General features: G+C 72.0%; 18 protein-coding genes. 16 read left to right on the top strand and 2 right to left on the bottom strand.

Going from position 1 to position 24,874, the window contains the following annotated elements; all coding sequences use genetic code 11:
• Positions 1-21 precede the first annotated feature (21 nt).
• From ACYVHU_RS18540 to ACYVHU_RS18490, 11 genes are all read left to right on the top strand, one after another.
• A complete protein-coding gene (locus tag ACYVHU_RS18540; RefSeq protein ID WP_498949126.1) occupies positions 22-2,676 on the top strand; it encodes a fibronectin type III domain-containing protein in 2,655 nt (884 codons plus the stop codon).
• Positions 2,673-3,857 carry a TRAFAC clade GTPase domain-containing protein gene (locus ACYVHU_RS18535; protein ID WP_498949124.1) on the top strand — a complete coding sequence of 395 codons (1,185 nt, stop codon included), beginning with the start codon at positions 2,673-2,675 and terminating at the stop codon, positions 3,855-3,857. Before ACYVHU_RS18540 ends, ACYVHU_RS18535 begins: the two co-directional genes overlap by 4 nt.
• Positions 3,854-6,307, top strand: a complete 2,454-nt coding sequence (locus ACYVHU_RS18530) for a GTPase-associated protein 1-related protein (RefSeq protein ID WP_498949122.1) — start codon at positions 3,854-3,856, stop codon at positions 6,305-6,307. The genes ACYVHU_RS18535 and ACYVHU_RS18530 overlap by 4 nt, the downstream gene beginning before the upstream one ends.
• Positions 6,304-7,998: a TRAFAC clade GTPase domain-containing protein gene (locus ACYVHU_RS18525; protein WP_498949120.1), complete on the top strand. Its 1,695-nt coding sequence runs from the start codon at positions 6,304-6,306 to the stop codon at positions 7,996-7,998. The genes ACYVHU_RS18530 and ACYVHU_RS18525 overlap by 4 nt, the downstream gene beginning before the upstream one ends.
• A complete protein-coding gene (locus tag ACYVHU_RS18520; protein WP_498949119.1) occupies positions 7,995-8,168 on the top strand; it encodes a hypothetical protein in 174 nt (57 codons plus the stop codon). Before ACYVHU_RS18525 ends, ACYVHU_RS18520 begins: the two co-directional genes overlap by 4 nt.
• 88 nt (positions 8,169-8,256) lie before the next feature.
• On the top strand, positions 8,257-8,805 hold the full coding sequence (gene ruvC, locus ACYVHU_RS18515) for a crossover junction endodeoxyribonuclease RuvC (protein ID WP_078762884.1): 549 nt from the start codon (positions 8,257-8,259) through the stop codon (positions 8,803-8,805).
• Between the two features lie 32 nt (positions 8,806-8,837).
• Positions 8,838-9,446 carry a Holliday junction branch migration protein RuvA gene (gene ruvA, locus ACYVHU_RS18510; RefSeq protein ID WP_078762883.1) on the top strand — a complete coding sequence of 203 codons (609 nt, stop codon included), beginning with the start codon at positions 8,838-8,840 and terminating at the stop codon, positions 9,444-9,446.
• A gap of 49 nt (positions 9,447-9,495) precedes the next feature.
• Positions 9,496-10,560, top strand: coding sequence for a Holliday junction branch migration DNA helicase RuvB (gene ruvB / locus ACYVHU_RS18505; RefSeq protein ID WP_078762882.1), 1,065 nt, complete (start codon positions 9,496-9,498; stop codon positions 10,558-10,560).
• A gap of 270 nt (positions 10,561-10,830) precedes the next feature.
• Positions 10,831-11,247: a preprotein translocase subunit YajC gene (gene yajC / locus ACYVHU_RS18500; RefSeq protein ID WP_078762881.1), complete on the top strand. Its 417-nt coding sequence runs from the start codon at positions 10,831-10,833 to the stop codon at positions 11,245-11,247.
• Positions 11,248-11,324: 77 nt separating this feature from the next.
• Positions 11,325-11,852, top strand: coding sequence for an adenine phosphoribosyltransferase (locus ACYVHU_RS18495; RefSeq protein WP_078762880.1), 528 nt, complete (start codon positions 11,325-11,327; stop codon positions 11,850-11,852).
• Between the two features lie 590 nt (positions 11,853-12,442).
• Entirely contained in the window at positions 12,443-14,626 is a 2,184-nt protein-coding gene (locus tag ACYVHU_RS18490) for a RelA/SpoT family protein (RefSeq protein WP_078762879.1), read from the top strand.
• Between the two features lie 63 nt (positions 14,627-14,689).
• Here the strand turns inward: ACYVHU_RS18490 and ACYVHU_RS18485 are convergent, their stop codons facing one another.
• On the bottom strand, positions 14,690-15,922 hold the full coding sequence (locus ACYVHU_RS18485) for a DUF349 domain-containing protein (RefSeq protein ID WP_432939550.1): 1,233 nt from the start codon (positions 15,920-15,922) through the stop codon (positions 14,690-14,692).
• Positions 15,923-16,473: 551 nt separating this feature from the next.
• Between ACYVHU_RS18485 and ACYVHU_RS18480 the strand changes: the two genes are divergently transcribed.
• From ACYVHU_RS18480 to ACYVHU_RS18460, 5 genes are all read left to right on the top strand, one after another.
• A complete protein-coding gene (locus tag ACYVHU_RS18480) occupies positions 16,474-17,157 on the top strand; it encodes an MBL fold metallo-hydrolase (protein WP_078763047.1) in 684 nt (227 codons plus the stop codon).
• A gap of 196 nt (positions 17,158-17,353) precedes the next feature.
• Positions 17,354-19,093 carry an aspartate--tRNA ligase gene (gene aspS / locus ACYVHU_RS18475; RefSeq protein ID WP_078762877.1) on the top strand — a complete coding sequence of 580 codons (1,740 nt, stop codon included), beginning with the start codon at positions 17,354-17,356 and terminating at the stop codon, positions 19,091-19,093.
• A 1,039-nt stretch (positions 19,094-20,132) separates the two neighbouring features.
• Positions 20,133-22,112 (top strand): SpoIIE family protein phosphatase, encoded by a 1,980-nt coding sequence (locus ACYVHU_RS18470; protein ID WP_078763046.1) that lies wholly within the window; start codon positions 20,133-20,135, stop codon positions 22,110-22,112.
• Positions 22,113-22,182: 70 nt separating this feature from the next.
• Positions 22,183-22,872, top strand: a complete 690-nt coding sequence (locus ACYVHU_RS18465; RefSeq protein WP_159457286.1) for a phosphatase PAP2 family protein — start codon at positions 22,183-22,185, stop codon at positions 22,870-22,872.
• A 75-nt stretch (positions 22,873-22,947) separates the two neighbouring features.
• On the top strand, positions 22,948-24,264 hold the full coding sequence (locus ACYVHU_RS18460; RefSeq protein ID WP_078762876.1) for a replication-associated recombination protein A: 1,317 nt from the start codon (positions 22,948-22,950) through the stop codon (positions 24,262-24,264).
• 12 nt (positions 24,265-24,276) lie between these two features.
• Here the strand turns inward: ACYVHU_RS18460 and ACYVHU_RS18455 are convergent, their stop codons facing one another.
• A complete protein-coding gene (locus tag ACYVHU_RS18455; protein WP_144390190.1) occupies positions 24,277-24,843 on the bottom strand; it encodes a hypothetical protein in 567 nt (188 codons plus the stop codon).
• Positions 24,844-24,874 lie beyond the last annotated feature (31 nt).

Genomic DNA, 24,874 nt, shown 5'->3' with positions numbered 1-24,874 from the left:
GCGCGCACGGACTGGTGGACGATGAGCTGGGATCGACAGCGACGGGAGACCTATGACAAGGAGGTCCTCGAACAGGCGCGGGTCGGCCGGCGCGTCCCGCCCGACCTGTTCGAACGCTATGGGATCGACGCCGGCCTCAGGTCGTCGCTGAAGGACGACCCCGCCGCCTTCTCCGCACACGTCACCGAGGTCAACAAGTACTGGAAGAGCAAGCAGCGCGGCGTCTTCAAGAAGACCGCGCGCGACCTGTGCGCCGAGCATGACCGTCTCGCCCAGGAGGGCCGGCTCACCTACGCCGACTTCGAACGCGAGAGCGAGCGGGCCGAGGAGCGTCTGCGCGCCGAGGTCGAGGAGCTCGCCCACAACATCGCTATCACCACGACCCACATCGACCGTGCCCGCCTGGGCTCCTACGCGGCGTCGGTGGGGGCCTCCCCGCGCGCGGTCGAACACGCGCTGCGCGCCGAGGGGGTCCGGGTCGTGGCCCTGCCGGAGATCCCCGCCCGTTCCCCCTCCGCCCGGTTCGCGACACTCACCGAGAGCCTGAAGACCAGGGGGGTGGACTTCTCCCCGGTGGTCGTCTTCGGGGAGGAACGGGTCCGCGCCGGGTTCCGCGTCCTGCCGGGATTCCGGCTCGACGACGGCGGGCGGCTGGACGACGCGGCGCTGACCGCCGCGGCCAGACGCATCGAGGTCGAGGCCTACACGGATCGCAAGACCGCCGCGGAGAAGACGATCGCCATCCTGCGCGCTGAGCGGGAGGTGGCCGCCCGCGACGCGATCGTCCTCTGGGAGATCGTCGCCGACCTGCGCGGGCTGCCCTCGGGCATCGCCGAGCGGGGCCTGGCCCAGCGCTGGATCCGCCGGGGCCTCGATCCCGACGACGCCGGCCGTATCGCCGCCGCGATCGGCCAGGCCCAGGCAGCCGACCCGCAGGAACAGGCCGAGGCCGAGGTGCGCGACCTTCTGGCCGACGGGCTGCTGCGCGCGGCGCAACGCGCGGCGGCGGCCCTGCCGGGCGACCACGACCTTCAGGCGCGCCTCGGTGAACGCGCGGCCGAGGTGATCCGGCTGGACCGGATCGCCGCGGAGCGCATGCGCCGCGGCCGGGCGGAGGAGGCGGCGCACGCCCTCCACCAGGCCCTTGAACTGGCCGCGGACGACGACGACCTGGCCGAACGGCTGGCGGCGATCCCGCCGCTGCCACCGGGTCGGCCCCGGGCGCGGGTGGACGGTGACCGGATCGTCGTCACCTGGAGCCCCAGCCCGAGCCAGTACGGTGACATCACCTACCAGGTCGTCCGCCGCAGCGGCAGGGGCGGGGCCGCCGGCGAAATCCGGCTCACCACCACCGGCGCGCTCGAGTACGTCGACACGACGGCGGAGGTTGGCACCGAGGTGCGCTACGGGGTGTCCGCGATCCGGGAGGGGCGGGCCCGCTCGGCCACGGCCGTCACCGGCGCGCTCATGCGCACCCCCGATGTCACCGGGGTCCGGCTCACCTCGGTCCGTTCGACCGTCACCGCGAGCTGGCGCAAGCCGCCCCGGGCGATCCGGGTGGACGTACTCCGCGGCGAGGGGGGACCACCCCGCGGCGTCGGCGACGGCGTGCGGATCGAGACCGGCGACTCGGGTTTCCGCGACACGGCGCTACGCCCGGGGGTCCTGTACTGCTACCGGATCCAGGCCGTCTATCTCACACCCGACGGACGGACCCGGCTGTCCCCCGGTGTGCTCACCACCGTGACACCGACGGCTCCGCTGTCGCCGGTCCGCGACCTCGCCCTGCTGCCCGATCCAGCGGGCACCGGGACCGTCCGCCTCACCTGGACCCCGCCGGAATACGGCGAGGTGGTCCTGCGGCGCGGCGGCGAACCCCCGAGGTGGGCCCCAGGTACAGCCGTCGACGCCGCGGAACTGGACTCCTTCGGACCGGAACTGCCCCGCAGCGAGGAGATCGTGGACGGGCGCGCGGTGCTCGAACTCACCGTCCCGGCGGGCCGCCACCACCTCCTCGCCACGACCACCTCCGGTGGAGGGGCGGTCGTCGGAGACCACGTCGAGGTCGTCAGCAGCGAGCCCGTGCGCGGGCTGCGGGCCGAACGCCTCGACCAGGTGACCCGGCTGAGCTGGACGTGGCCGGAACGGAGTTCCACCGCTTTGGTGAGCTGGGGCGAGACCGGGACCGAGACCGAGCAGCGGTGCAGCCGTCGCCGCTACGAGGCCGAAGGCGGATTCGAGGCCCCTGTCGGCACGGGCACCGTCCGGATCCGGGTCCGCGCGGTCGTCGCCACGCTCCAGGGGGAGTTGATCGGACCGCCCACCGAACTCTTCCTCCAGGGCAGAAGCGTCATCGACTACCACATCCGTCCCTCGGGACTGTTCCGCCGGCGCCGCCGGATCGAACTCCGGGTGGACCGACCCTGCGACATCCCCGAGATCGCCGTCGTCCACTGCGCCGGATCCGTCCAGCCCTACTCCGCCCACCAGGAGGGGGTCGAGATCCTGGAGCGGATCCCCGGGCGCCGGATGGAGCCGGAGGAACCCGTCTCCGTGGAGGTCACCCTCCCCGGCGGATCCGGCCCTGGATGGCTCATGTGCTTCGTCTCCCGCAGGGAGGACGAGACCTACGTCAAGCTGCGCCAGCCCTCGGTGAAGGAACTCAGGCTCCGATGAAGATCTCCGGCCGGGCACTGCTGTGCCCCTACTGTTACTCCGCCTTCCCCGAGAAGGGGATCCTGTTCCGCTGCACCGGCCTGGCCGGCCCCGACGGCGAGCGCTGCCAGCCGCGTGAGGACGTGGCCCGGCTGGAACAGATCGGCCGCCGCGAGGTGCTGCCGCCGGTCTTCCAGGCCGACGGGCGTGGCCTCCAGGGGGTCTGCCCCGACTGCGGGGGCCGCAGCGACACCAAGGTGTGCCCGGTGTGCCACACCCGCCTCCCGGTGGGCTTCGCCGACACCCGCAGCAGGATGATCGCCCTGGTCGGTGCGCGTGACTCCGGCAAGACGGTGTTCATGACGGTCCTCATCCACGAACTGACCCATCGGGTCGGCGCCCGTTTCGGGGCGTCCGTGGACGGCGCCGACGACTCCACCCGCCATCGTTTCGTGCAGGACTACGAGAACCCGCTGTACGGCCAGTCACGGCTGCTGGCGGCGACCCGGCGTACCGGCCTGACCCGCGAACCCCTGGTCTTTCGCCTCTCCTCCCGCAGGAAGGGGCTGATGGGGGAGCGCAGGGAACGCACCCTCCTGTCCTTCTTCGACACCGCGGGCGAGGACCTGACCAGCGAGCAGAGCGTCGAGACCAATCTCCGCTACCTCAGCAGCGCCGACGGGATCATCCTGGTCCTCGACCCGCTCCAGATGGAGGGCGCGCGCAAGTCCGCGGCCCCCGGGACCCGGCTGCCCCAGCCGGCCCGCCCCGAGGACGCCCCGTTGCACATGCTCGAACGGGTCACCGATCTGCTGATGCGGCGCGAAGGCAGACCGGGCCGGCTGCTGAGGACGCCCCTGGCCGTGTGCTTCACCAAACTGGACGCGCTCCGGCACGAACTCGCCGACGGCACGCCGCTGCGCCGCCCCCAGCCCGCGGGGGCCTACTTCGATGAGCAGGACAGTCAGGACGTCCACGCCCAGATCCAGCAGCTGCTCCACCGCTGGGACAGCGGCCGGATCGACGCCCACGTCACCAACCACTACCGGACGTCCCGGTACTTCGGGGTCTCGGCCCTGGGGGAGTCCCCGACCGGGGACAACCGGGTCGCCGGAGAGGCCGTGCGTCCCTACCGGGTCGCCGACCCCTTCCTGTGGCTGCTGAGCGGTTTCGGTGTCGTGCCCACGAGGAGAGACGGATGAACCCGGCCATGGTCTTCCAGCAGCTCTACTACACCTCCTGTGAACGGGGCCTGGCCGGTTACGCCGGCTACCAGTTCAACGCGGTCAGCTCCGGGGCGACCGGCGACATGATGCGCGAGGTCGAGCGGTTCACCGTCTACGAACCCGCTGACGACACCGGTGCGCCGATGCCGTTGGGGCGGCCGGTCAACCTGTGCTACATCCCCGACGCGGCCGGCCATCCCATCGTGGCGCGGGTGGTCCCGGCCGGCGACGACCCCTCGGGCCGGCCCGGCAACTACTTCGCGCACGCCCTGGTCCCCGGCGCCCCCTCAGCCTGGGCGGAGACCCTGCCGATCCAGTTGTGGGACGCGCCGTTCTGGCGCGAACAGCCGGTCGAGGAGCCGGACCTTCCCGGGCTTCCCGCGCCCCTGCCGCGCGGGCCGCTGGACCGGGGGAGGGCGGCCGCCTGGGCCGGCGGGCGGCCCCAAGACGACCTCGCGCGCCTGCTCACCGCCGCCGACCGGGCGGTCGGGGGCGGCGGGCAGGTGGTCCTGGCCGGTGACGACGTCACGGTGGCCCACGCCGTCGCGGCGATCTCCTACCTGCTCGCCCCCTGCCGCGCCCGGCACATGTCCTTCGCCACCTACAGCCGGTCTGCCCATCAGGCGCCGGTCCACGTCGTCGGCGTGCCCCCCGGTCCAGGGGTGGACGGCCACCCCGACCTCTTCGACCTGGTCGGCGGCACCTGCCCGGACATCGAACCGCATCCGCTCGCGGAACGGCTCGTCACCACCGGGATCGTCGCCGGTGAGGCCCTGTGGCGGGCGGCGGTCGCCCTCGCCCCCGCACCGCCTCCCGACGGAGGGGACCTCGACTACTGGCACCCGGTCGTGGTGGCGGCCGCGGTCCTGCGTTCGGGCGCCGAACGCCTGCCCGCGGACGACCTGCCGGCGCTGGCCCGCTGGCTGCCCGATCACGGTGACGGGCTCGCCGCCGCCGACCTCACCGTGCTGATCCGCGCCCTCCTACGGACGCCGGGGTTCGGACCCGACGGCGCGCTGCTGGCCGCCCTGCACCGGACCGCCGGGCGCGCGGGGGCGTCCGAGGCGTGTGAGGAGATCGAGGAGCTGCTGGTGCTGCGCCTCCTCGACGCTCCCCCCGGCGACGGCGCGCCCCTGGAGCGCGTCGCCGTGACCTCCGAACGGGTGCGTCGGACGGCGGCCGCGCGGGTCACCGAGGTGCTGGCCGGTCCCGCCGCCGCGGCGCGGCCCGCTCTGGGGCGTGCGTTGATCGCCTGGGCGGCCGAGAGCGGGGTTCCCCTCGCCGACGAGGCGGTCGAGAGCTACGGCCATGACGTCCTCGCCCCCCTCCTGCTGGCCACCTCCGCCGCTCCCGATCCGGGGGCCGCCGAGGCCGTGCGCGGGGACGTCGTCCTCCAGCGTGGGGTCGCCCGGGCCGTCGCGGCCCTGCCGCTCACCCGGGCGGCCGGGCTCCTGGACGATCCTCTCGGCGGGCTGCTCACCCCGGCCGCGCTGGTCCCCTTCCCCGCGTTGGCGGAGGCGGGCATCGTCACGGCGGCCGGCCGGGGGCGCGACCGGATCGACGCGCTCTTCGAGATCATCCGGCTCCGCCGGCAGCGGCGGGGCCAGGCGGGCGGCCGGGCCGCCGCAGGCCCCGCCCACGATCTCGACCGCGCGCTGCTGGTGGCGCTGTGGCCGGACGGGCACGGTCCCGGGGACGTCCTGCGGCTGCTGGACGAGCTGCGTCCCGGGGTCGAGGTGGCCCCCGACGTCGGCGACTGGCTGGGCGAGGTACTGCTCACCCGGCCGGCCAAGGCCGAGCGTGCCGGCTGGCGGGAACTCGCCCGGCGGATGCGGGCCCACCGGTTGAGCGGGCTTCTCCCGGACCCGGCCCGTCGTGTCGTCGAGGAGGAGGCACACTACCGGCGGGTGCGCGCCGGTCTCACCGGCCGGGACGGCGACCCGCTGCGGGCCCGGGACCTGGCCGGTGTGCTGGCCGCCCTCGACGGCGTCTCCCCGGTGGTACGCGACACCGCCCACGCCGAACTGATCGGGGAGTTCCTCGCCCCCGGACGGGAGCGGGAGCTGCCCGGGCTGCTGACCGGCTGCCCGGACGACCTGTTCGTCCTGTTCTGTGCGGAAGTGGCCGAGGCGATCGCCGCCAGGAATCCCGATGCGGCGCTGGCGGCACACGTCCACGGGGCGGCCGGAGAGACCCGGCTGGCCCGATCACGACCGGACCGTGCCGAGCACCTGCGGCGAGAGGTCCTGGCCCCCGCCCTGCGCGCCTGGGGGCGACGCGACTACGCCCGGTTCAAGGAGAGCCTCCCCGCGGCGGAGCGTGAGGAGGCCGACGCCCGCTACCGGCGTGACCGGCCGTCGTTGGGCGAGCGTGCGGGGGGCCTCCTCGGCCGCCTCACCGGCAGAGGAGGCGACCGGCGCGGATGAACGGGCCCTACCAGACCCACCCCTACCACTCCTATCCCTCCCCTTACCCGCCTCGCCCTGCCCCCGGCTCCTCCCCGCAGGGGATCTGCGGGCTGATCCTGCTCGCGCTCTTCTGCGCCGCCCCGGTGCTGCCCGTCGCCGTGGTGCTGGTCCTCCCGATCATCCTCGTTCTCATGGGGGTCTTCACCCTCTGGTACGCGATGGTGGCGATGAGGATCCTCTTCGACGCGCTGTGGTGGGTCTACCGGGCTCCGCAGCCATGGCTGGTGAAGCCCCGCAGAGTCCCCGAACGCCCCTCGGGGGCGGACCCGGCCCACCTCGGCTACTTCGGCGGCCAGGCCCGCGCCGACCACGCCTATGTCGTGCAGATCTGCCGGGGCAGGAGCGTGTACCTCCTGCGTGAGCACGCCCGTCGGATCCGCTCCGCCTACCGGTGGAAGAACGGCGCCGCGGCCATGGCCGGACGGGTTCTGGGACTGGGACGCTTCGGTGGATTGGCGATCGGCGGCGTGCTGATCGGGGCCCCCGTCCTCATCGCCGGACTGGTCCTGCACACGCTCGTCGTGCTGTGCTGCGTGGTGATCGCGTGGGCGGCCGAGAGGACACTGCGCCTGCTGGACCGCGTCGCGATGCGGGCGCGGGGCGTACGCGCCATGACCTGCCCGCTGCCCGGCTGCTACGAGCGCATCGACTACCCGGCCTACCGTTGCGCCGGTTGTTCCCGCCTGCACCGCGACATCCGTCCCGGCCGTCACGGGGTCCTGCGCCGGACCTGCGACTGCGGAGCGGAGATGCCGACCCTGCTGCTGCTCGGTGCCGCGCGAAAGCTGGAGGCGGCCTGCCCCCACTGTGAACGGCCGCTGGCCCACCGCCCCGGCGAAACCCGGGAGTTCGTGCTGCCGCTGTTCGGCGCGGCGGGGGCCGGCAAGACCCGCCTGATGACCGCCCTGCACGGCCTGTTCGAGCACGCCGCCCGCGAGCCCGGGGTCACACTGGAACACGCCGACACCGAGACCGGGAGTCGGCTCCGCGCCTCATCGGCCACCCTGACACCCGAACGGATGATGAACCCGACCCCGCCCGGCCGGGACCCGCACGGCATGCTCCTGCGGTTCTCACACGGCCGGCGGACCCTCCTCGTCCACCTCTACGACGCCGCGGGCGAGCGGTTCGACCGGGTCGAGACCACCCAGACCCTCCGCTATCTCGGCAGGGCCTCCACCTTCGTGCTCGTCGTGGACCCCCTGGCGCTGGACGGCCTGTGGAACGCCCTGGCCGAGGAGGAACGCGTGCGGCTCGCGCGCTACCGCTCGCCGGGGGTCAACGCCGAGCAGATCTACCAGCAGACCTACCAGCAGATCGAACGGCAGCTCGCGCTGAGCCGTACCGGGCTGGACAAGGCCCGCCTCGCGATCGTCTTCACCCGGGGCGACCTGCTCGCGGGGAGCGGGGCCGCGCCGCGGCCGGGCGAGGACGTCGCGGACTGGGCGCGCGAAACGCTGGGCCTGGGCAACCTGCTGCTGTCGGTGGACAACAACTTCGGCGAGTGGGCGGTGTTCCACACGGCCGCGGTCGTCGACGGCGCCGGGACCCCCGACCCCAGCCTCGCCCTCCTCGCCGACTGGCTGCTGCGCAAGGAGGCGCGGGAGTTCCGCGCGGTCCTGGGCGGCCGGGGGATGGTGGCCGGATGAAGGAGGACGACGTGACCGGGACCGCTGCTCCCCGTTCCGCCCGTGTGCGCACGGTGATCCTGGTGATCACCTACCTGCTGTACGGCGTGGTGGCCTTGGCGGCCATCGTGGCCCTGGCGGCCGTGCTCCTCGCCGTCTTCCAGGCGCTGTTCCTCTTCTTCCTGCGCTAGTGAAGGGCGGCGGCGCGCGTCCGTCCCCCTCCGGCGGTAGGCTCTGCGAACGGACGTTCGACGACCGGGCCGGAACGGGGGAACACAGGTGCGAGTGCTGGGGGTCGACCCCGGGCTGACCCGATGCGGTGTCGGCGTGGTCGATGGTTCCATCGGCCGCCCCTTGACCTTCGTCGCCGCGGGGGTGATCCGCACCCCCGCCGACGATGATCTCCCCCAACGGCTCCTCGGGGTCGAACAGGGGATCGAGCGCTGGCTCGACGAGCACCGTCCCGAGGCGGTCGCCGTCGAGCGGGTGTTCGCCCAGCACAACGTCAGCACGGTCATCGGCACCGCCCAGGCCGGCGCGGTCGCCGTCGTGTGCGCCGCCCGCCGCGGCCTGCCCGTCGTCTTGCACACCCCCAGCGAGGTCAAGGCCGCCATCACCGGAAGCGGTCGCGCCGACAAGGCGCAGGTCGGCACCATGGTGGCGCGACTACTGCGGCTGGAGGGACCTCCTCGTCCCGCGGACGCCGCCGACGCGGTCGCGCTCGCCATCTGCCACATCTGGCGCGGTGGCGCGCAGGCGCGCGTCGCCCGGGCCCAGCAGGAGTTCGCGCGTAAGGTCGAGTCGGTGCGGTGGGCCAACGAGCGCTGACGGCCCCCGTCCCAGTCCAAGGAAGGTAACCCGTGATCGCGTTCCTGAGCGGCCGCGTGGCCGGCCGCACCGGCACCACCGCCGTGATCGAGGTCGGGGGCGTCGGCATGACCGTGCAGTGCACGCCCGCCACGCTCGCCCGCCTCCAGGTGGGAGAACCCGCCACCGTCGCCACCTCGCTGGTGGTCCGCGAGGAGTCGCTCACCCTCTACGGTTTCGCCGACGACGACGAGCGCGACGTCTTCGAGCGGGTGCAGACGGCCAGCGGCGTGGGGCCGCGTCTCGCCCTGGCCATGCTCGCCGTGCACACCCCCGACGCGCTGCGCCGCGCAGTCGCCGCCGAGGACACCGGGGCGCTCACCCAGGTGCCGGGGATCGGGAAGAAGGGAGCCCAGCGCATCGTGCTGGAGCTGAAGGACAAACTGGGCGCGCCCCGGGACGTCTCCGGTCCCTTCGACGGTCTGGCGGCCCCGGCGTCCCCCGTCTCCTGGCGCCCACAGGTGGTCTCCGGGCTGGTCAACCTGGGGTGGCCGGCCAAGGACGCCGAGTCCGCGGCGGACGCGGTGGCGGCCGAGGCGGGAGACGAGACCGACGTCACCGTGCTGTTGCGCGCCGCGCTGCGCAGGCTGAGCCGCGCCTGAGGTCCGCCGTCCGCCGGACACGACGACACAGCGAAGGAGGTGCCGGCGCATGGCCGAGCACGAACGGGACGTGGTGTCCCCAGAGGCCGACCTGGACGAACGCGCGATCGAGGGGGCGCTGCGCCCCCGCAGGCTGGAGGACTTCGTCGGACAAGAGCGCGTCCGCGAACAGCTCTCCCTGGTGCTGCGCAGCGCCCAGCGCCGCGGCCGGGCCCCCGATCACATCCTGATGTCGGGGCCGCCCGGCCTGGGCAAGACGACGTTGGCGATGATCATCGCCGCCGAGCTCGGCGCCCCGCTGCGCATCACGTCGGGGCCGGCCATCGAGCGTTCGGGGGACCTGGCGGCGGTGCTGTCGACGTTGCAGGAGGGCGAGGTGCTCTTCCTCGACGAGATCCACCGGATGGCCCGGCCGGCGGAGGAGATGCTCTACGTCGCGATGGAGGACTACCGGGTCGACGTCATCGTCGGCAAGGGGCCCGGGGCGACGGCCATCCCGCTCGACATCGCGCCGTTCACCCTGGTGGGCGCCACCACCCGGGCCGGGCTGCTGCCGGCTCCGCTGAGGGACCGGTTCGGCTTCGTCGCGCACATGGACTTCTACCGCCCCGAGGAACTGCGGCGGATCATCGACCGCTCGGCCGGACTCCTCGGCGCGCCGCTGGAGGAGGACGCCGCGGTCGAGATCGCCCGCCGCTCCCGTGGCACACCCCGGATCGCCAACCGGCTGCTGCGCCGGGTGCGCGACTACGCCGAGGTGCGCGGGGACGGCCGGTTGACCCTGGAGGTCGCCCGTGCCGCGCTCAGCCTCTACGAGGTGGACGAGGAAGGGCTGGACCGCCTGGACCGGGCGGTGCTGCACGCCCTGTTGCGCCGGTTCCGCGGTGGGCCGGTGGGGCTGTCCACCCTCGCCGTGTCGGTGGGGGAGGAGCCCGAGACGGTCGAGGTCGTCGCCGAGCCCTTCCTGGTCCGGTCGGGGTTCATCGCCCGCACGCCCAGGGGGCGGGTCGCGACCCCCGAGGCGTGGGCGCACATGGGGCTCACCCCGCCGCCCGATGCCGCGTTCGGGGCCGCGGCGCTGTTCGACGACCCCGAGGGGGAGACCGGCGGGTGAGGCGGCCCCGGGCCCGCGACTTTGGACGGCGGACACACTTGCGCCGGCCGAATAGGCTGGGACCAGGGACGATGTCCCGGTCTGGGGACGCCGTGCCGACCGCGCGGCCCGGATGGGGCTCTCCTACCAGGGAAGGACCGCCCAGGACCATGGAATTCCATGGGGGACGGGGGAACGTGTCGGGGCTCTTGCTCGTTGGAGCAGGACGTGCCGGCCGCGTACCGTACCCTCACCCCGGCGGCCGAAGCAGAACTCTAGGAAGGACGCCCCGTGCAGGGCTTTGACACTCTTGCGGCGCAAGGCCAGACCAGTGCTGGTCTGCTCCAGCCGCTCATCATGTTCCTCCTCGTCATCGTGGTCTTCTACCTGCTGTTCTGGCGCCCCCAGCAGAAGCGCCGTCAGCAGGAGCTCCAGATGCACAGCTCGCTCACCCCGGGCACGGAGGTCCTGACCAAGGCCGGCATCTTCGCCACGGTGGTCGAGGTCCGCGACGACGAGGTCGAGCTGGAGATCTCCCCCGGCACCCGGATCCGGATGCTCAAGGCCGGTGTCGGCGACATCGTCTCCCCCAAGGACGCTCCGGCCGCCGACGACGACACCCCGGTCGAGGACCGGCCGGACTTCCCGGGCAACCGCCCGGGCGACGAGGACGGACCGAACAACGGTCCAGACGCCCCCCGGTCCTGACCCGTCTCCATCCGGTACCGGTCCGTACGGGCCGGTACCGTTGTCATGTTCCCCGCCGAAACGACCCCGAAGGCCCCATGTCCAGCGATCTGTCCACACTCATCTCCGCACGGGTCCGCGACGTCCCGGACTACCCCAAGCCCGGCGTGCTGTTCAAGGACATCACCCCGCTGCTCGCCGACCCTGTCGCCTTCGCCGAGGTCGTCACCGCCCTCGCCGAGGGACACGCTGGAGAGGTCGACCACGTGGTGGGGCTGGAGGCCCGGGGGTTCATCCTCGCGGCCCCGGTCGCCCTGGCCCTCGGCGCGGGCTTCGTTCCGGTCCGCAAAGCCGGGAAACTGCCCTCGCGCACTCTGCGCGAGACCTATGATCTCGAATACGGTTCCGCGACCGTCGAGATGCACACCGACGCGATCTCCCCCGGCGACCGTGTGCTCATCGTCGACGACGTGCTTGCGACAGGGGGCACGGGACGGGCCGCGGTGGAATTGGTCCGGCGGGCGGGTGGTACCGTCGTGGGATTCTCGGTCCTGATGGAGCTGGGCTTCCTCAAGGGACGCGAGAAGCTGTCCGACGTGGAGCTGCGCGCCCTTACCAGCGTCTGACCCGCCGACCTCATGGACGGCCTCTCCGGGAGCGCGTCGACGTGCGGATACGTCAGCGCGCCGGGCGCTAGACTGGTGGGAAGGCCAGAGCATCGCAGCGGTGCGTCGGAACCGGGTGAGCTCACCGCTCACGGCAGAGATGGAACCGGCACGCCGGGGTGACGAGGACGTCCCCCGTCGCCGGGTGACGTAGGCCGACCCCCGTCAAGGATCCGACCGGATCGGCCCGGCCCACCCGGCGCGATCCGAGCGGCGATCGCCGGGGTGGACCGCGGGAGGTAGTCATGCGAAGTGAAGCGGTTTCAACCAAGGTGGTCGCCGCGCGAACCGAGCCGTCCGCGCCTTCGCGTGAACAGCCCCGGGAATCCCTTCCGCCGGGTGGGGAAGCGGGACAGGAGTGTCGGCAGGGCGCCGCGGAATCCGCGGCGCCCTGCCTGTCCACCGGAGCTCCCGGCGACACGTCCACCCCGAAAGGAGACGGCGCACAGCCCGACCATGAGCGGTCCGCCTCCACCACACCACCCGGTCCGTCCTCTACCGTGCGAGTACGCCGCAGACTCGCGCGACTCGGCGCTCAGCGGGGGGTGACCATGAACCCGGTGCTCGAACCACTCATCAAGACCGTCAGAGCGACCCATCCCAAGGTTGACGTCCGGCTCATCGAACGGGCTTATGAGGTGGCGGCCTACCACCACCGCAACCAGAAACGCAAGAGCGGCGACCCCTATATCACCCACCCGCTCGCCGTCGCCACCATCCTGGCGGAACTGGGCATGCAGGAGCCCACCCTGGCCGCGGCCCTGCTCCACGACACGGTCGAGGACACCGAGTACACGCTCGACCAGCTCCGCGGCGACTTCGGCGACGAGATCGCCGAACTCGTCGACGGGGTCACCAAGCTCGACAAGGTCAAGTACGGCGAGGCCACCCAGGCCGAGACCGTGCGCAAGATGGTCGTCGCGATGTCGCGCGACATCAAGGTACTGGTCATCAAGCTCTGCGACCGGCTGCACAACATGCGCACGCTGCGCTACCTCCCGCAGGCCAAACGGGAGAAGAAGGCGCGCGAGACGCTGGAGATCTTCGCCCCGCTCGCCCACCGCCTGGGCATGAACACGATCAAGTGGGAGCTTGAGGACCTCGCCTTCGCGACGCTGTACCCCAAGCGTTTCGACGAGATCGCCCGGCTCGTCTCCGAGCGGGCGCCCCGCCGCGACGTCTACCTGCAAGACGTCATCGAGGCGGTCTCGGCCGACCTGCGCGAGGCCAAGATCAAGGCCACCGTGCGCGGGCGCCCCAAGCACTACTACTCGATCTACCAGAAGATGATCGCCCGCAACTGCGGGTTCGACGAGATCTACGACCTCGTCGGCATCCGCGTCCTCGTCGACAGCGTCCGCGACTGCTACGCGGCGCTGGGAACCATCCACGCGCGCTGGAACCCGGTGCCGGGCCGGTTCAAGGACTACATCGCGATGCCGAAGTTCAACATGTACCAGTCGCTGCACACGACGGTCATCGGCCCCGCGGGCAACCCCGTCGAGTTGCAGATCCGCACCCGCGCCATGCACCGCCGCGCCGAGTACGGCATCGCCGCGCACTGGAAGTACAAGGAGGACCGGGCGGGCGGCGCCAAGGACGGCGGGAGGTCCAAGGGCACCGGCGACATGGCCTGGCTGCGCCAGCTCATCGACTGGCAGCAGGAGACCAAGGACCCCGGCGAGTTCCTGGAGTCGCTGCGCTTCGACCTGTCGGTGCAGGAGGTCTTCGTCTTCACCCCGCAGGGCGATGTCATCTCGCTGCCCCAGGGGGCGACCGCCGTGGACTTCGCCTACGCCGTCCACACCGAGGTGGGGCACCGCACGGTCGGGGCGCGGGTCAACGGGCGCCTGGTACCGCTGGAGAGCCAGCTCAACAACGGCGAGACCGTGGAGATCCTCACCTCCAAGGCCCCCGACGCCGGCCCCAGCCAGGACTGGCTGAACTTCGTCAAGAGCGCGCGGGCGCGCAACAAGATCCGGCAGTGGTTCACCAAGGAGCGCCGGGAAGCAGCCATCGAACAGGGCAAGGACGCCATCGCCCGCGTCATGCGCAAACAGGAGCTGCCGATCAAGCGCCTGTTCAGCAGCGAGGCCCTGATCGCGCTCGCCCACGACCTGCGCTACTCCGACGTCGACGCGCTGTACGCGGCCGTCGGCGAGAGCCACATCAGCGCCCAAAGCGTCGTCCAAAAGCTCGTTGACTCCCTCGGCGGGATCGAGAGCGCCGAGGAGGACCTGGCCGAGACGTCGCTGCCCACCCGCTCCTCGCGGGTCCGGCAGCGTCCCGCGGGCAACCCCGGCGTCGTGGTCGAAGGCGACTCCGACGTCTGGGTCCGGCTGTCCAAGTGCTGCACCCCGGTCCCGGGAGACCAGATCGTCGGCTTCGTCACCCGTGGCAACGGGGTCTCGGTGCACCGCAGCGACTGCGTCAACACCAAGCACCTCGACTCGCAGCGCATGGTCCAGGTGCAGTGGCAGCCCACCGAGGACTCCATGTTCCTGGTGGCCCTCCAGGTCGAGGCGCTGGACCGTACCCGGCTGCTGTCCGACATCACCCGGGTGCTGTCCGACCAGCACGTCAACATCCTCTCGGCGACCGTCCAGACCAGCCGCGACCGTGTCGCGCTGAGCCGGTTCACCTTCGAGATGGCCGATCCCACCCATCTGGGGCACGTGCTCAAGGCGGTTCGCGGCGTGGACGGCGTCTACGACGTCTACCGCATCAGGAACTAGGGCCCACACGCCGACGGCCCGCCCCCGGGAGGGAGCGGGCCGTCGGCGTCGCGGGGGAGGGGATCAGCTCATCTCCTCCAGGGCCTTCTCGGCCTCCTCCAGCCAGGAGCGGCGGGCGGTCAGCGCCTCCTCCAGCTCGCCGGTCTTGCGGGCGTCGCCGGCGGTGCGCGCCTTCTCCAGCCGGGTCTCAAGCTGGCTGATCGAGTCGCGCAGCTGGGTCACCGTCGCCTCGGCGCGGGCCCGCGCCTCGGGGTTGGTGCGCTGCCACTCGTCCTCCTCGGCCTTGCGCACCGCGTCCTCGATCTTGCGGAACGCGCCCTCGAGACGGTCCCGGGCGTCGCGGGGCAGCGCTCCCGCGGCCTCCCAGCGCTCCTGGTAGTCACGCAGTCGCGCGCGTGCCTCGCGAGGGTCGCGCACCGGCAGCAGCTCGGCGCGCGCCTCCTCCAGGATCTTCTCCTTGGCCTCGGCGTTGACCCTCAGTTCGGCGTCGCGCTCGGCGAACACCGCGTTGCGCGCCTCGAAGAAGCGGTCCTGGGCGCCCTTGAAACGCGCCCACAGCCGGTCCTCGCTCGTGCGGTCGGTGCGCCCGCTGTTCTTCCACTGCTGCATCAACTCGCGGTAGCGCGAGGCGGTGGGGCCCCAGTCGGTGGAGTCGGCGATCGCCTCGGCCTCGGCGACGATCCGCTCCTTCTCGGCGCGCACCTGGCCGCGCTGCTCGTCGAGCCCGGCGAAGTAGGCCTTACGCCGTTTGGAGAAGGCGTTGCGGGCCGTGGACATCCGCTTCCACAGCGCCTGCTCGGTCGCGCGGTCGGCGCGCGGCGCGGCCTTCCACTCCTCGACCAGCTCGCGCATCCGCTCACCACCGGACTTCCAGTGGGTGGTCTCCTCGGCCACCCGCTCGGCCTCGGCGACGATGCGCTCCTTGATGTCGCGGGCCTCGGTGCGGGCCTGCTCCTGCGCGTGCTTCTGCTCGACCCGGCGTTCCTCGGCGCGCTCGGCGAGCGCGTCCAGCCTGCGGGAGAGCGCGTCGAGGTCACCGACGGCGTTGGCCTCGCGGACCGTGGCGCGCAGTTTGTCCACGCTGGCCAGCGCCTGGCCGGCGGCCAGGTCGGTGGTGCGCAGGCGCTTCTCCAAAAGCTCGACCTCGGTCACCAGCGCGTCGTACTTGCGCCGGAAGAAGGTCAGGGCCTCTTCGGGAGCGCCGGCCTGCCACGACCCGACGACACGTTCGCCCTCGCTCGTGCGCACGTAGACCGTGCCGTCGTCGTCTACGCGGCCCCAGGGGTCCGTGGTCACCGTGTCCTCCTGCTGTGATGAGCCTGACTCTGTTCGTCAGGTCCGTGTGGTCGTGACAGAACCTGGCGTGATCGCCCCGGTCCACCGCCGTGACCGGGCGCGGTCCATCGTGACTATGCACGATATCCATATGGGTCCGCTGCTATCGACCTGCGCCATCGCACTCTCGGTGATCTCCCACGCGCGTCCCGGCGTGCCGCGACAGAGGGTGGCCACGTCGCGACGGAGCGATGTCGCGCCGTGCGGCGGGCCCGCCTGGAGCACGTGAGACACGTGCCGTTTCGGGCATGGACCAATATGACACCACCACGCCGTTTGGCAAAGGGTCGAGCCCCCCGTGGTGATCGAATGGTGATGATCGGTGCGATCGGCTCCGCCGCGGCGCTGTTGCCCGACGCAGACCTCCTCGGCTGGTCGCCCCGATCGCTCGACCTCGGTAGGCTTCCTATTCGCACAGGAACAGCGTTCTTCCCGGGTGCGGCGGGCGGCGCGACCGCCGACGCCGGCCGGCGCCTGTTCCCCACCAGACGGAAACGAGGTCAGTGCCCACCGTGCTCATCGCCGCTTTCCCCGCCGGGCCGCTCGCCGCGAACTGCTACGTGGTCGCGCCGGCTGAGGGCGGGCCCTGCGTCGTCGTCGATCCCGGCCAGAACGCGGCCGGCGGAGTCGCCGGCCTGCTCGCCGAGCACGACCTCACCCTGGCGGCGGTGCTGCTCACCCACGGGCACTTCGACCATGTGTGGTCGGCGGCGGAGCTGGCCGACGCCCACTCCGCGCCCGTCTACATCCACCCCGCCGACCGGGCGTTGCTGACCGACCCCGGCAGGGGGCTGGACCCCGCGCTCGCCGCGCAGGTGACGTCGTTGCTGGGGCCCGGGGCGCCCAAGGAGCCCGAACAGGTCGTCGAGATCCCCGGTGGCGAGCCCGTGGAGATCGCCGGGCTGCGGCTGGACGTGGAACACGCCCCCGGCCACACCCCCGGGTCCGTCGTCTACGCGCTGGCCGCCACGCAGGAGCGTCCCGAGGTGATGTTCACCGGGGACCTGCTCTTCGCCGGGTCGATCGGACGTAGCGACTTCCCCGGCGGCGACCACGCCGAGATCCTGCGGAGCCTGGAGCGGGTCTGCCTGAGCAGGCCCGACGACACCTCGGTGTTGCCCGGCCACGGCCCCCAGACCACGATCGGCCGCGAGCGCTCCACCAACCCCTTCCTGCGCGACATCATCGGCCGCTGACCCGGCGGCGGATACCCGCTCCACGACCACCACGCGAAGAGATGACGAACGACACCCGGCCGACGGGCTCCCCACACGCCTTCCCCTGCCTGCCGCGCGGGCGAGATAGCGGCACCGGCCCCACGATCTCCGGGGTCGGCCCTTCGCGTGTCAGGCACCATGAGACAGACGAGGAAACGTTGAAGGAGAGCAACCGTTGATCCGCACACATGAAGCGGGCGCGCTGCGCAGGCACGACGCCGGCGCCGAAGTGGTCCTGGCGGGCTGGGTGGCCCGGCGCCGTGACCACGGCGGGGTCGTCTTCCTGGACCTGCGTGAGGCGTCGGGCGTCGTCCAGGTGGTGGTCCGTGAGGACGACCTCGCCCACGACCTCCGCTCGGAGTACTGCATCAAGGTGACGGGCGCCGTGCGCGTCCGCCCCGAGGGCAACGAGAATCCGGAGATCCCCACCGGCGAGATCGAGGTCGTCGCCAGCGAGATCGAGGTTCTCAGCGAGGCCGCCCCGCTCCCGTTCCAGCTGGAGGGGGCCGGCGACGTGGCCGAGGAGACCCGGCTGCGCTACCGCTACCTCGACATCCGCCGCCAGGAGATGGCGGAGAACCTGCGGATCCGTTCGAAGGCGACCTACATCGCCCACGAGATCATGAACGAGAACGGGTTCGTCTACGTCGAGACGCCCTACATGACGCGCTCCACCCCCGAGGGGGCCCGGGACTTCCTGGTGCCGGTCCGCCTGCAGCCGGGGAACTGGTACGCGCTGCCCCAGTCGCCCCAGCTGTTCAAGCAGCTCCTCATGGTCGGCGGCATGGAGCGCTACTACCAGCTCACCCGTTGCTTCCGTGACGAGGACCTGCGTGCCGACCGTCAGCCGGAGTTCACCCAGATCGACCTGGAGATGAGCTTCGTCGACGAGGAGGACATCTTCGCCATCGGTGAGCAGCTGTTCAGCCGGCTCCTGCGCGAGATCCGCGACGTCGAACTGCCCCGCCCCTTCCGGCGGATGAGGTTCGCCGAGGCGATGGACCGCTTCGGCTCCGACAAGCCGGACCTGCGCTTCGGGCAGGAGCTCGTGGAGCTGACCGACTTCTTCTCCGAGACCCCCTTCCGGGTCTTCCAGGCCCCCTACGTCGGTGCCGTGGTGATGCCCGGTGGGGCCACGCAGACGCGCCGCGAACTCGACGCCTGGCAGGAGTGGGCCAAGTCCCGCGGTGCCAAGGGGCTGGCCTACGTGCTGGTCCAGGAGGACGGAACGCTCGGCGGGCCCGTCGCCAAGAACCTCTCCGAGCAGGAGCGGTCCGGATTGGCCGAGCGGGTCGGCGCCCGTCCGGGGGACGCCGTCTTCTTCGCGGCGGGGCAGCGCGCCGCGAGCCAGGAGCTGCTCGGCGCGGCCCGGCTGGAGATCGGCCGACGCTGTGGCCTGATCGACGAATCCCGCTGGGAGATCCTGTGGATCACCGACATGCCCCTGTTCGAGGAGGGTGAGGAGCCCGGTACCTGGACCTCGGTCCACCACCCCTTCACGGCGCCGGCGGTCGAGGTCGAGGACACCTTCCAGGACGACCCCGGCGCGGCCAACTCGCGCGCCTTCGACCTGGTGCTCAACGGCTACGAACTGGTGTCGGGCTCGATCCGTATCCACCGTGCCGAGATGCAGCAGAGGGTCTTCGACGTCATCGGCCTGAGCAAGGCCGAGGCCGAGACGAAGTTCGGGTTCCTGCTGGAGGCGTTCAAGTACGGCCCGCCGCCGCACGGCGGCCTCGCCGTCGGCTGGGACCGCCTGGTCATGCTGTTGGCGGGGCAGAACACCATCCGCGAGGTGATCGCCTTTCCCAAGACGGCGTCGGGCGGCGACCCGCTCACCGGTGCGCCCACGCAGATCACGCCGGAGCAGCGTGAGGAGGCGGGCATCGACTTCGTCCCCGAGGACGAGGCCTGATCCCTCTCCCGCCCGCCGTCACGGACGGACGTCTCGTCCGTCCGTGACGGCGGGAGCCCGGTCGCTGCGGGCGGCCGTGGCGCAAAGCGGCGCGACAGTGGTCCGCCCGCGCCGCCGTTCCGCAGCACCGAAGACGGCGCGATGATCAGGGGAGCGGATTCCCGGGAGTCTCGGATAACGGGTGTGGGGCGGCATAGGGGGACGAATCGCCCGTCGCCATTCGATGGTCGCGCAAGCGCCGAGGTGTTTCAGAGGGTGACGCCGCCACTTCGCACCGTTTCGATTTTGATGTGTGGCGGTCCGGTGTCCCAGGGCGTCTATTCGGGGCCGTCCCCCAACGGTGTCCAATGGCCGTCCCGTAATGCCGTGAATGGCGTTGAAGTGCCAGAACGAGGGGGCGGGTTTCCCCCTTCCACGGCGGCCGTCCGGGGAAAGAACAGATGGGCGTGTGCCGAAAGGCGCTCCCCGTCGGTCCCGGACGGGAACGACGCCTCGCGGCCGGGGAGCGCGGTCCGGCCTCTGCTTGGGCGGGGGGTCGCCCTCGGCCGTCGTCATCCCCGCGGCCTCCTCGCCGGCCCTGGTCGGAGCCTGCCGGGCGCGGCACCGGGACGGCGGTTCCTGACGGGAGGCCGCCGTGCCCGGCCCGATGTGGCGGGTTTCCGGTAGGGACTTTCGGTCCGGAGAACAGGAAGGGTCATCGGATATTTCCGCTCCGACCGGAGTCACGCCGGAGTAACGATTTCGGCAAATGGTGGCCGGGTGGGGCCGGCGATTCGCTTGTATTCATCTCGTCCGGCCGCGTTTTGTTCCCGGTGTAGTGAAATGATCTGTGCGAGTGGGAATCCGGGCGCCGGCCGGTGTTGCCGAATCGGGGCGCTCCTCACCTGCTCCGACGGGTGACCATGTCGTTAAACTAAGCCGAATCGGATGTTCTCGGGGGACCCCGCTGAGGTGGGCGGGACATCCGTAACGACACAGGGATGATCTATACGTGAACGGCACAACCGGCATCACCGATGGCTTCGCCGGTTCCGGGGGAATGACCGGTGCGGCTTTCGCGGCGGGCGCGGGGGATCCGGCCGCCGCCGCGTTCCGGCGCGCGTCGGCGGCCATGTTCGTCGTCGACCACGAGGGCCATGTCCTGCTGGCCAACCGCGCGTTCGGCGAGCTCGTCGGACGGACCCCGGACGAGATCGCCGGCTGCCTGTGGCCGGAGTTGTTCTCCGAACCGGGACAGGCGTGGGAGCTGCACCGTGCCGCCACGCACAGAGCCCCTCAGCAGGCGCAGCGCAGTCTGACCCTGGTCGGTGTCGACGGCGCCCAACCCCGGGTCATCGTCGAGCCGTGCCCGCTCGACGGGGGCGGGGAGGAGGCCGGTCCGGCCGCCGGGCTCGTCGTGGTCTGCCACCGTCCCATGCGGGACGAGGAGATGCTGCGCGCCGTCACCGAACTGCGCACCGAGAACTCCGACACCGCGCTGTGGACCTTGGACCTGTCAACCGGTGAGCTGGGCGAGCTGTTCGGCCCCTCCCCTCTCGGGAGGTTGCTCGCCGGCGACAACCGGACCCTGGAGGAGTGCCTGGCCCGGGTGCACCGCGACGACATCGCGCGGTTGCGCGACGCGATGGAGGCCTCCTATCAGGGACGCGACTACGAGCAGCGATTCCGGATGTTCGACCAGGTCGGTGAGGAACGCTGGCTGCACGCCCGGGCCAGATACCTCGACAGCGGCGGCCCCCGCCTCGTCGGGGTCGTCGACGACGTCACCGAACACGTCCAGCTCGTGCGGCGCCTGGCCGACCGTCGCCGGATCGAGGCGACCAAGGGCCGCAGGGTCAACGAACTCGCCGCCAAGCTCGTCTCCGCGACCACGGTGGACGAGGTGGCCGGTCTGCTCACCGAGCAGTTCGCGCCGATCTTCGACAGCGACGCGGCCGGCATCGTCTTGGTGGAGGACGGCAAACTCACCGTCCGTCCCGTGGGTGGTTCCGTCAGCGAGGCGGTCCGGATGATCGACGGCCGGCCCGCCGACGATCCCTCCCTGCCCGTGGGAGCGGTCCTCCAGGACCGGCAGCCCCGCTTCTTCGAAAGCCGCGCCGAACTGCTCGACCGCTTCCCCGACACCGAGGAGCTGCTGCACCGGGTGGAGGGGCAGTCCTGGGCCATCGTCCCGGTCTTCGGCGACAGTCGCGTGGCCCTGGGCGTGTGGGCGGTCTCCTGGAACCAGCCCCACCACGCCGCCCCCGACGAGCGGGCGCTGATGCTCACCCTGGCGGGGCTGGCCGGACAGGCGCTCCAGCGCGTCAGTCACCAGCAGGCCGAGCTGGAGCTGGCCGACGCCGTCCAGCGCCGGATGCTCCCGCCTCAGCTTCCGGAGTTCCCCGACCTCGACATCGCGGTCCGCTACCTCCCCTCGCGCGCCGGGTGGCGGGTGTGCGGCGACTTCTACGACGCGATCGAACTCCCCGGTGACCGCATCGGCCTGGTCGTGGGCGACGTCCAGGGCCACGGGGTCGAGGCGGCCGCCGCCATGGGGCAGATCCGGGTGGCCTTCCGCGCCTATGCGACCAACCAGATCGATCCGGGGGTCGTGCTCGCCGAGACCAACCGTCTGCTGAGCGAGACCGGCGAGATCGTCTTCGCGACCTGCGGCTACCTGGTGCTGGACCTGAACAACGGGGAGATGCAGGCCGCGTGGGCCGGCCAGCCGCCGGCGATCATCGCCACCTCCGAGAGCTTCGAGGTGTGGGCGCCCGAGACCGGACCGCCGGTCGGGGTCGACGGCGACAGCAAGTATCCCGTCACCTCCCGCCGCCTGGCGGCGGGGGAGACCCTGCTGATGTGCTCCGACGGTCTCGTCGAGAGCTCCGAGCTGCACATGGAGGAGGGGCTGCGGCAGGTGGGGGTGGCCCTGCAGAACATGGCGACCGACCTGCACGCGGCGGCCACGTCGCTGGCCGACCTCACCCCCGCGGGACGCGGCGACGACATCGCCTTCGTCCTCGCCCGCAAACGCTAGGGGCACGCGCTCGCGCGGGCGGTGACTGTCCCGCCTCTCAGCGGGTACCATCCGCGTCGCCCGTGTCCGCGTGAGAAAGGAGTCTCCCATCACCCGCCGTGCTCCCCTGTTGTCCGGTCTGGCCCTGCTGCTGGCCTTCCTGCTCCTGGTGGTCGTGCTGCTCCCCGATGTGGCGGCCCCGCCCTTCCAAGACGCGGACCAGGCGATCACCGACGCGGCCCGTGACACGCGCTCCCCCTTCCTCACCTCGGTCGCGGTCTTCCTCGACTACATCGGGCAGCGTCCCTGGGGGGCGGTGCTGCTCGCGGGGGTGCTCATCCCGCTCCTGGTCACCCGTCGCCTGCGGGCCGCCCTGCTGGTGGCCGTCGCCTGGCTGGTGACCTCGGCGGTCACGGTGCCGCTGGTCAAGACGCTGCTGGACCGGGAACGTCCACTCCAGCAGCTGGTCGAGACGGGAACGGCGTCCTTCCCCTCGGGGCACACGGCCTACGCGGCGGTGCTCGCCATGTCGGTCGTCGCGGTGTGGCCCGGCCGCCGGGGATGGGCGTTGGCGGGCGGTCTGCTGTTCACCGCGTTGATGGGCTGGAGCCGCATCTACCTCGGGGTCCACTGGTTCTCCGACACCCTCGCCGGCGCGCTCATCGGCTGGTCCATCGCCCTGCTCACCTGGTGGGCGCTGCCGCAGGAGAGGACGTCGGAGAAGGTGGGCGGACAGGAGACGCCTGCCGGCCCGCCCGAGCGGGATCGAGACGGCGGATGAGTCCCGGCCTTTGGGCCGGGAGCGGCGTGGTCGCGAGGAGCAAGGCCGGGGCCGGTGGCGCATAGGCTGGGAGGCGTGTCCGAAACGCTGTTCGATGACGCCGGGGCCGAAGCCCAGCGGAGCCAGGAACCCCTTGCCGTGCGCATGCGCCCGCGCACGCTCGACGAGGTCGTCGGGCAGCGCCACCTGCTCGGCGAGGGCAGCCCGCTGCGAAGGCTGGTCGAGGACGACGCGCCGATGTCCCTCTTCCTGTGGGGGCCGCCCGGCACGGGAAAGACCACGCTGGCCACGGTGGTCAGCCGGGCGACGCAACGCCGCTTCGTGGAGCTCTCCGCGGTCACCGCGGGGGTCAAGGACGTGCGCGCGGTCATCGACGAGGCGCGTCGGCAGATGGGGATGCGCGGCACCCGCACGCTGCTCTTCGTCGACGAGGTCCACCGGTTCAACAAGACCCAGCAGGACGCCCTCCTGCCCGCGGTGGAGAACCGTTGGGTGAGCTTCATCGGCGCGACCACCGAGAACCCGTTCTTCTCCGTGGTCAGCCCCCTGATGTCGAGGTCGCTGCTGCTCACCTTGGAGCCCCTCACCGACGAGGACGTGCGCGCGGTGCTGGAACGCGCGCTGACCGACGAGCGCGGGCTGGGGGGACGCTACACGCTCGCCGGGGCCGCGGCCGAGCACCTGGTGCGGCTGGCCGGCGGTGACGCCCGCAGGTCGCTGACCTACCTTGAGGCCGCCGCGCTGGTGGCCGGCACCCGGCCAGAGATCGGCGTGGCCGACGTGGAGCGCGCCGTCGACCGGCACGCCGTCCGTTACGACCGCTCCGGCGACCAGCACTACGACGTGGTCAGCGCGTTCATCAAGAGCATGCGCGGTAGCGACGTGGACGCGGCGCTGCACTACCTCGCCCGCATGATCGAGGCGGGGGAGGACCCGCGGTTCATCGCCCGGCGCATCGTCGTGCACGCCAGCGAGGACGTCGGCATGGCCGACCCCATGGCGTTGCAGGTCGCGGTCGCCGCGGCCCAGGCGGTCGAGTTGGTCGGCCTGCCCGAAGCCCGCATCAACCTGGCCCAGGCGGTCATCCACATCGCCCTCGCCCCCAAGTCCAACGCGGTGATCGGCGCCATCGACGCGGCCCTGGGGGACGTGCGCGCCGGGCGGGCCGGCCCGGTCCCGCCGCACCTGCGCGACGGCCACTACAAGGGGGCCAGGGAACTCGGCCACGGCGAGGGCTACAAGTACGCCCACGACTTCCCCGGCGGGGTGGTCGCCCAGCGTTACGCGCCCGACTCCGTCGCCGAGCGCGAGTACTACCGGCCCACCACGCACGGCGCGGAGCGCAGGTTCGGCGAGGTGCTGGAACGGATCAAGGGGGTGCTGCGGGGGTGATCCGGGGGAAGGTCACTGGGGGTCGCGCGCGTTGGGCTGGGGAACCTCGCGGGCCTCGCTGATCTCCAGCGTCCCGTCCTCGCCCGTGGTGTAGCCGACCTCCAGGAGTATCGGCGCGGTGCTGCGTTCGACCGCGTCGACGAGCTCCTCCGCGGAGGTCTGCCATGTCGGCCGCCCGTCCGCGTCGAACAGGTGGTCCTCCACCCACTCCGGTGCGCAGTGCAGCCCGCAGAGCACCTCGGCGTCGGGCAGCACCCGGGCCCAGCGCAGGGGGGTGTGCTCCGACACGCCCCATCGGCCGTCGTCGGGTTTGGGCTCGTCCAGCTCGGAGACCTTCGTGGCCTGGGCGTAGGGCAGCACGCCGGCCCCCGCGGGGCGGGGCGCCTCGGGTGTCACGCCCGACACCAGGTAGACCATGCCCGTTCCACGTTCCGGCAGGGGGGTGGGGGAGGGGGCGGAAGGGGAGGGCGAGGGGGAGGGCTCCGGGGCGGCCGCCCCGGAGCCGGACGCCTCGGCGCAGGCCGTGCCCAGGGCCAGGAGCCCCAGACTGGTCAGGAGAAACCGGGAGGAGGTCCGCATCCCCGCATTATCGGCCGCTCCGTCCGCCGAT

Source organism: Marinactinospora endophytica (assembly GCF_054780875.1).
Note: the sequence above shows the minus strand (reverse complement) of the source record. Positions and strands in the feature narration are given on the sequence as shown.

Bases quoted from the DNA above. Each gene is read 5' to 3' on its own strand.
- ACYVHU_RS18535 (WP_498949124.1), top strand. From the start codon at position 2,673: ATGAAGATCTCCGGCCGGGCACTGCTGTGCCCCTACTGTTACTCCGCC.
- ACYVHU_RS18495 (WP_078762880.1), top strand. From the start codon at position 11,325: ATGTCCAGCGATCTGTCCACACTCATCTCCGCACGGGTCCGCGACGTC.
- ACYVHU_RS18540 (WP_498949126.1), top strand. From the start codon at position 22: ATGAGCTGGGATCGACAGCGACGGGAGACCTATGACAAGGAGGTCCTC.
- ruvB (WP_078762882.1), top strand. From the start codon at position 9,496: ATGGCCGAGCACGAACGGGACGTGGTGTCCCCAGAGGCCGACCTGGAC.
- ACYVHU_RS18470 (WP_078763046.1), top strand. From the start codon at position 20,133: ATGACCGGTGCGGCTTTCGCGGCGGGCGCGGGGGATCCGGCCGCCGCC.
- ACYVHU_RS18530 (WP_498949122.1), top strand. From the start codon at position 3,854: ATGAACCCGGCCATGGTCTTCCAGCAGCTCTACTACACCTCCTGTGAA.
- ACYVHU_RS18455 (WP_144390190.1), bottom strand. From the start codon at position 24,843: ATGCGGACCTCCTCCCGGTTTCTCCTGACCAGTCTGGGGCTCCTGGCC.
- ACYVHU_RS18520 (WP_498949119.1), top strand. From the start codon at position 7,995: ATGAAGGAGGACGACGTGACCGGGACCGCTGCTCCCCGTTCCGCCCGT.
- ACYVHU_RS18490 (WP_078762879.1), top strand. From the start codon at position 12,443: ATGAACCCGGTGCTCGAACCACTCATCAAGACCGTCAGAGCGACCCAT.
- ACYVHU_RS18525 (WP_498949120.1), top strand. From the start codon at position 6,304: ATGAACGGGCCCTACCAGACCCACCCCTACCACTCCTATCCCTCCCCT.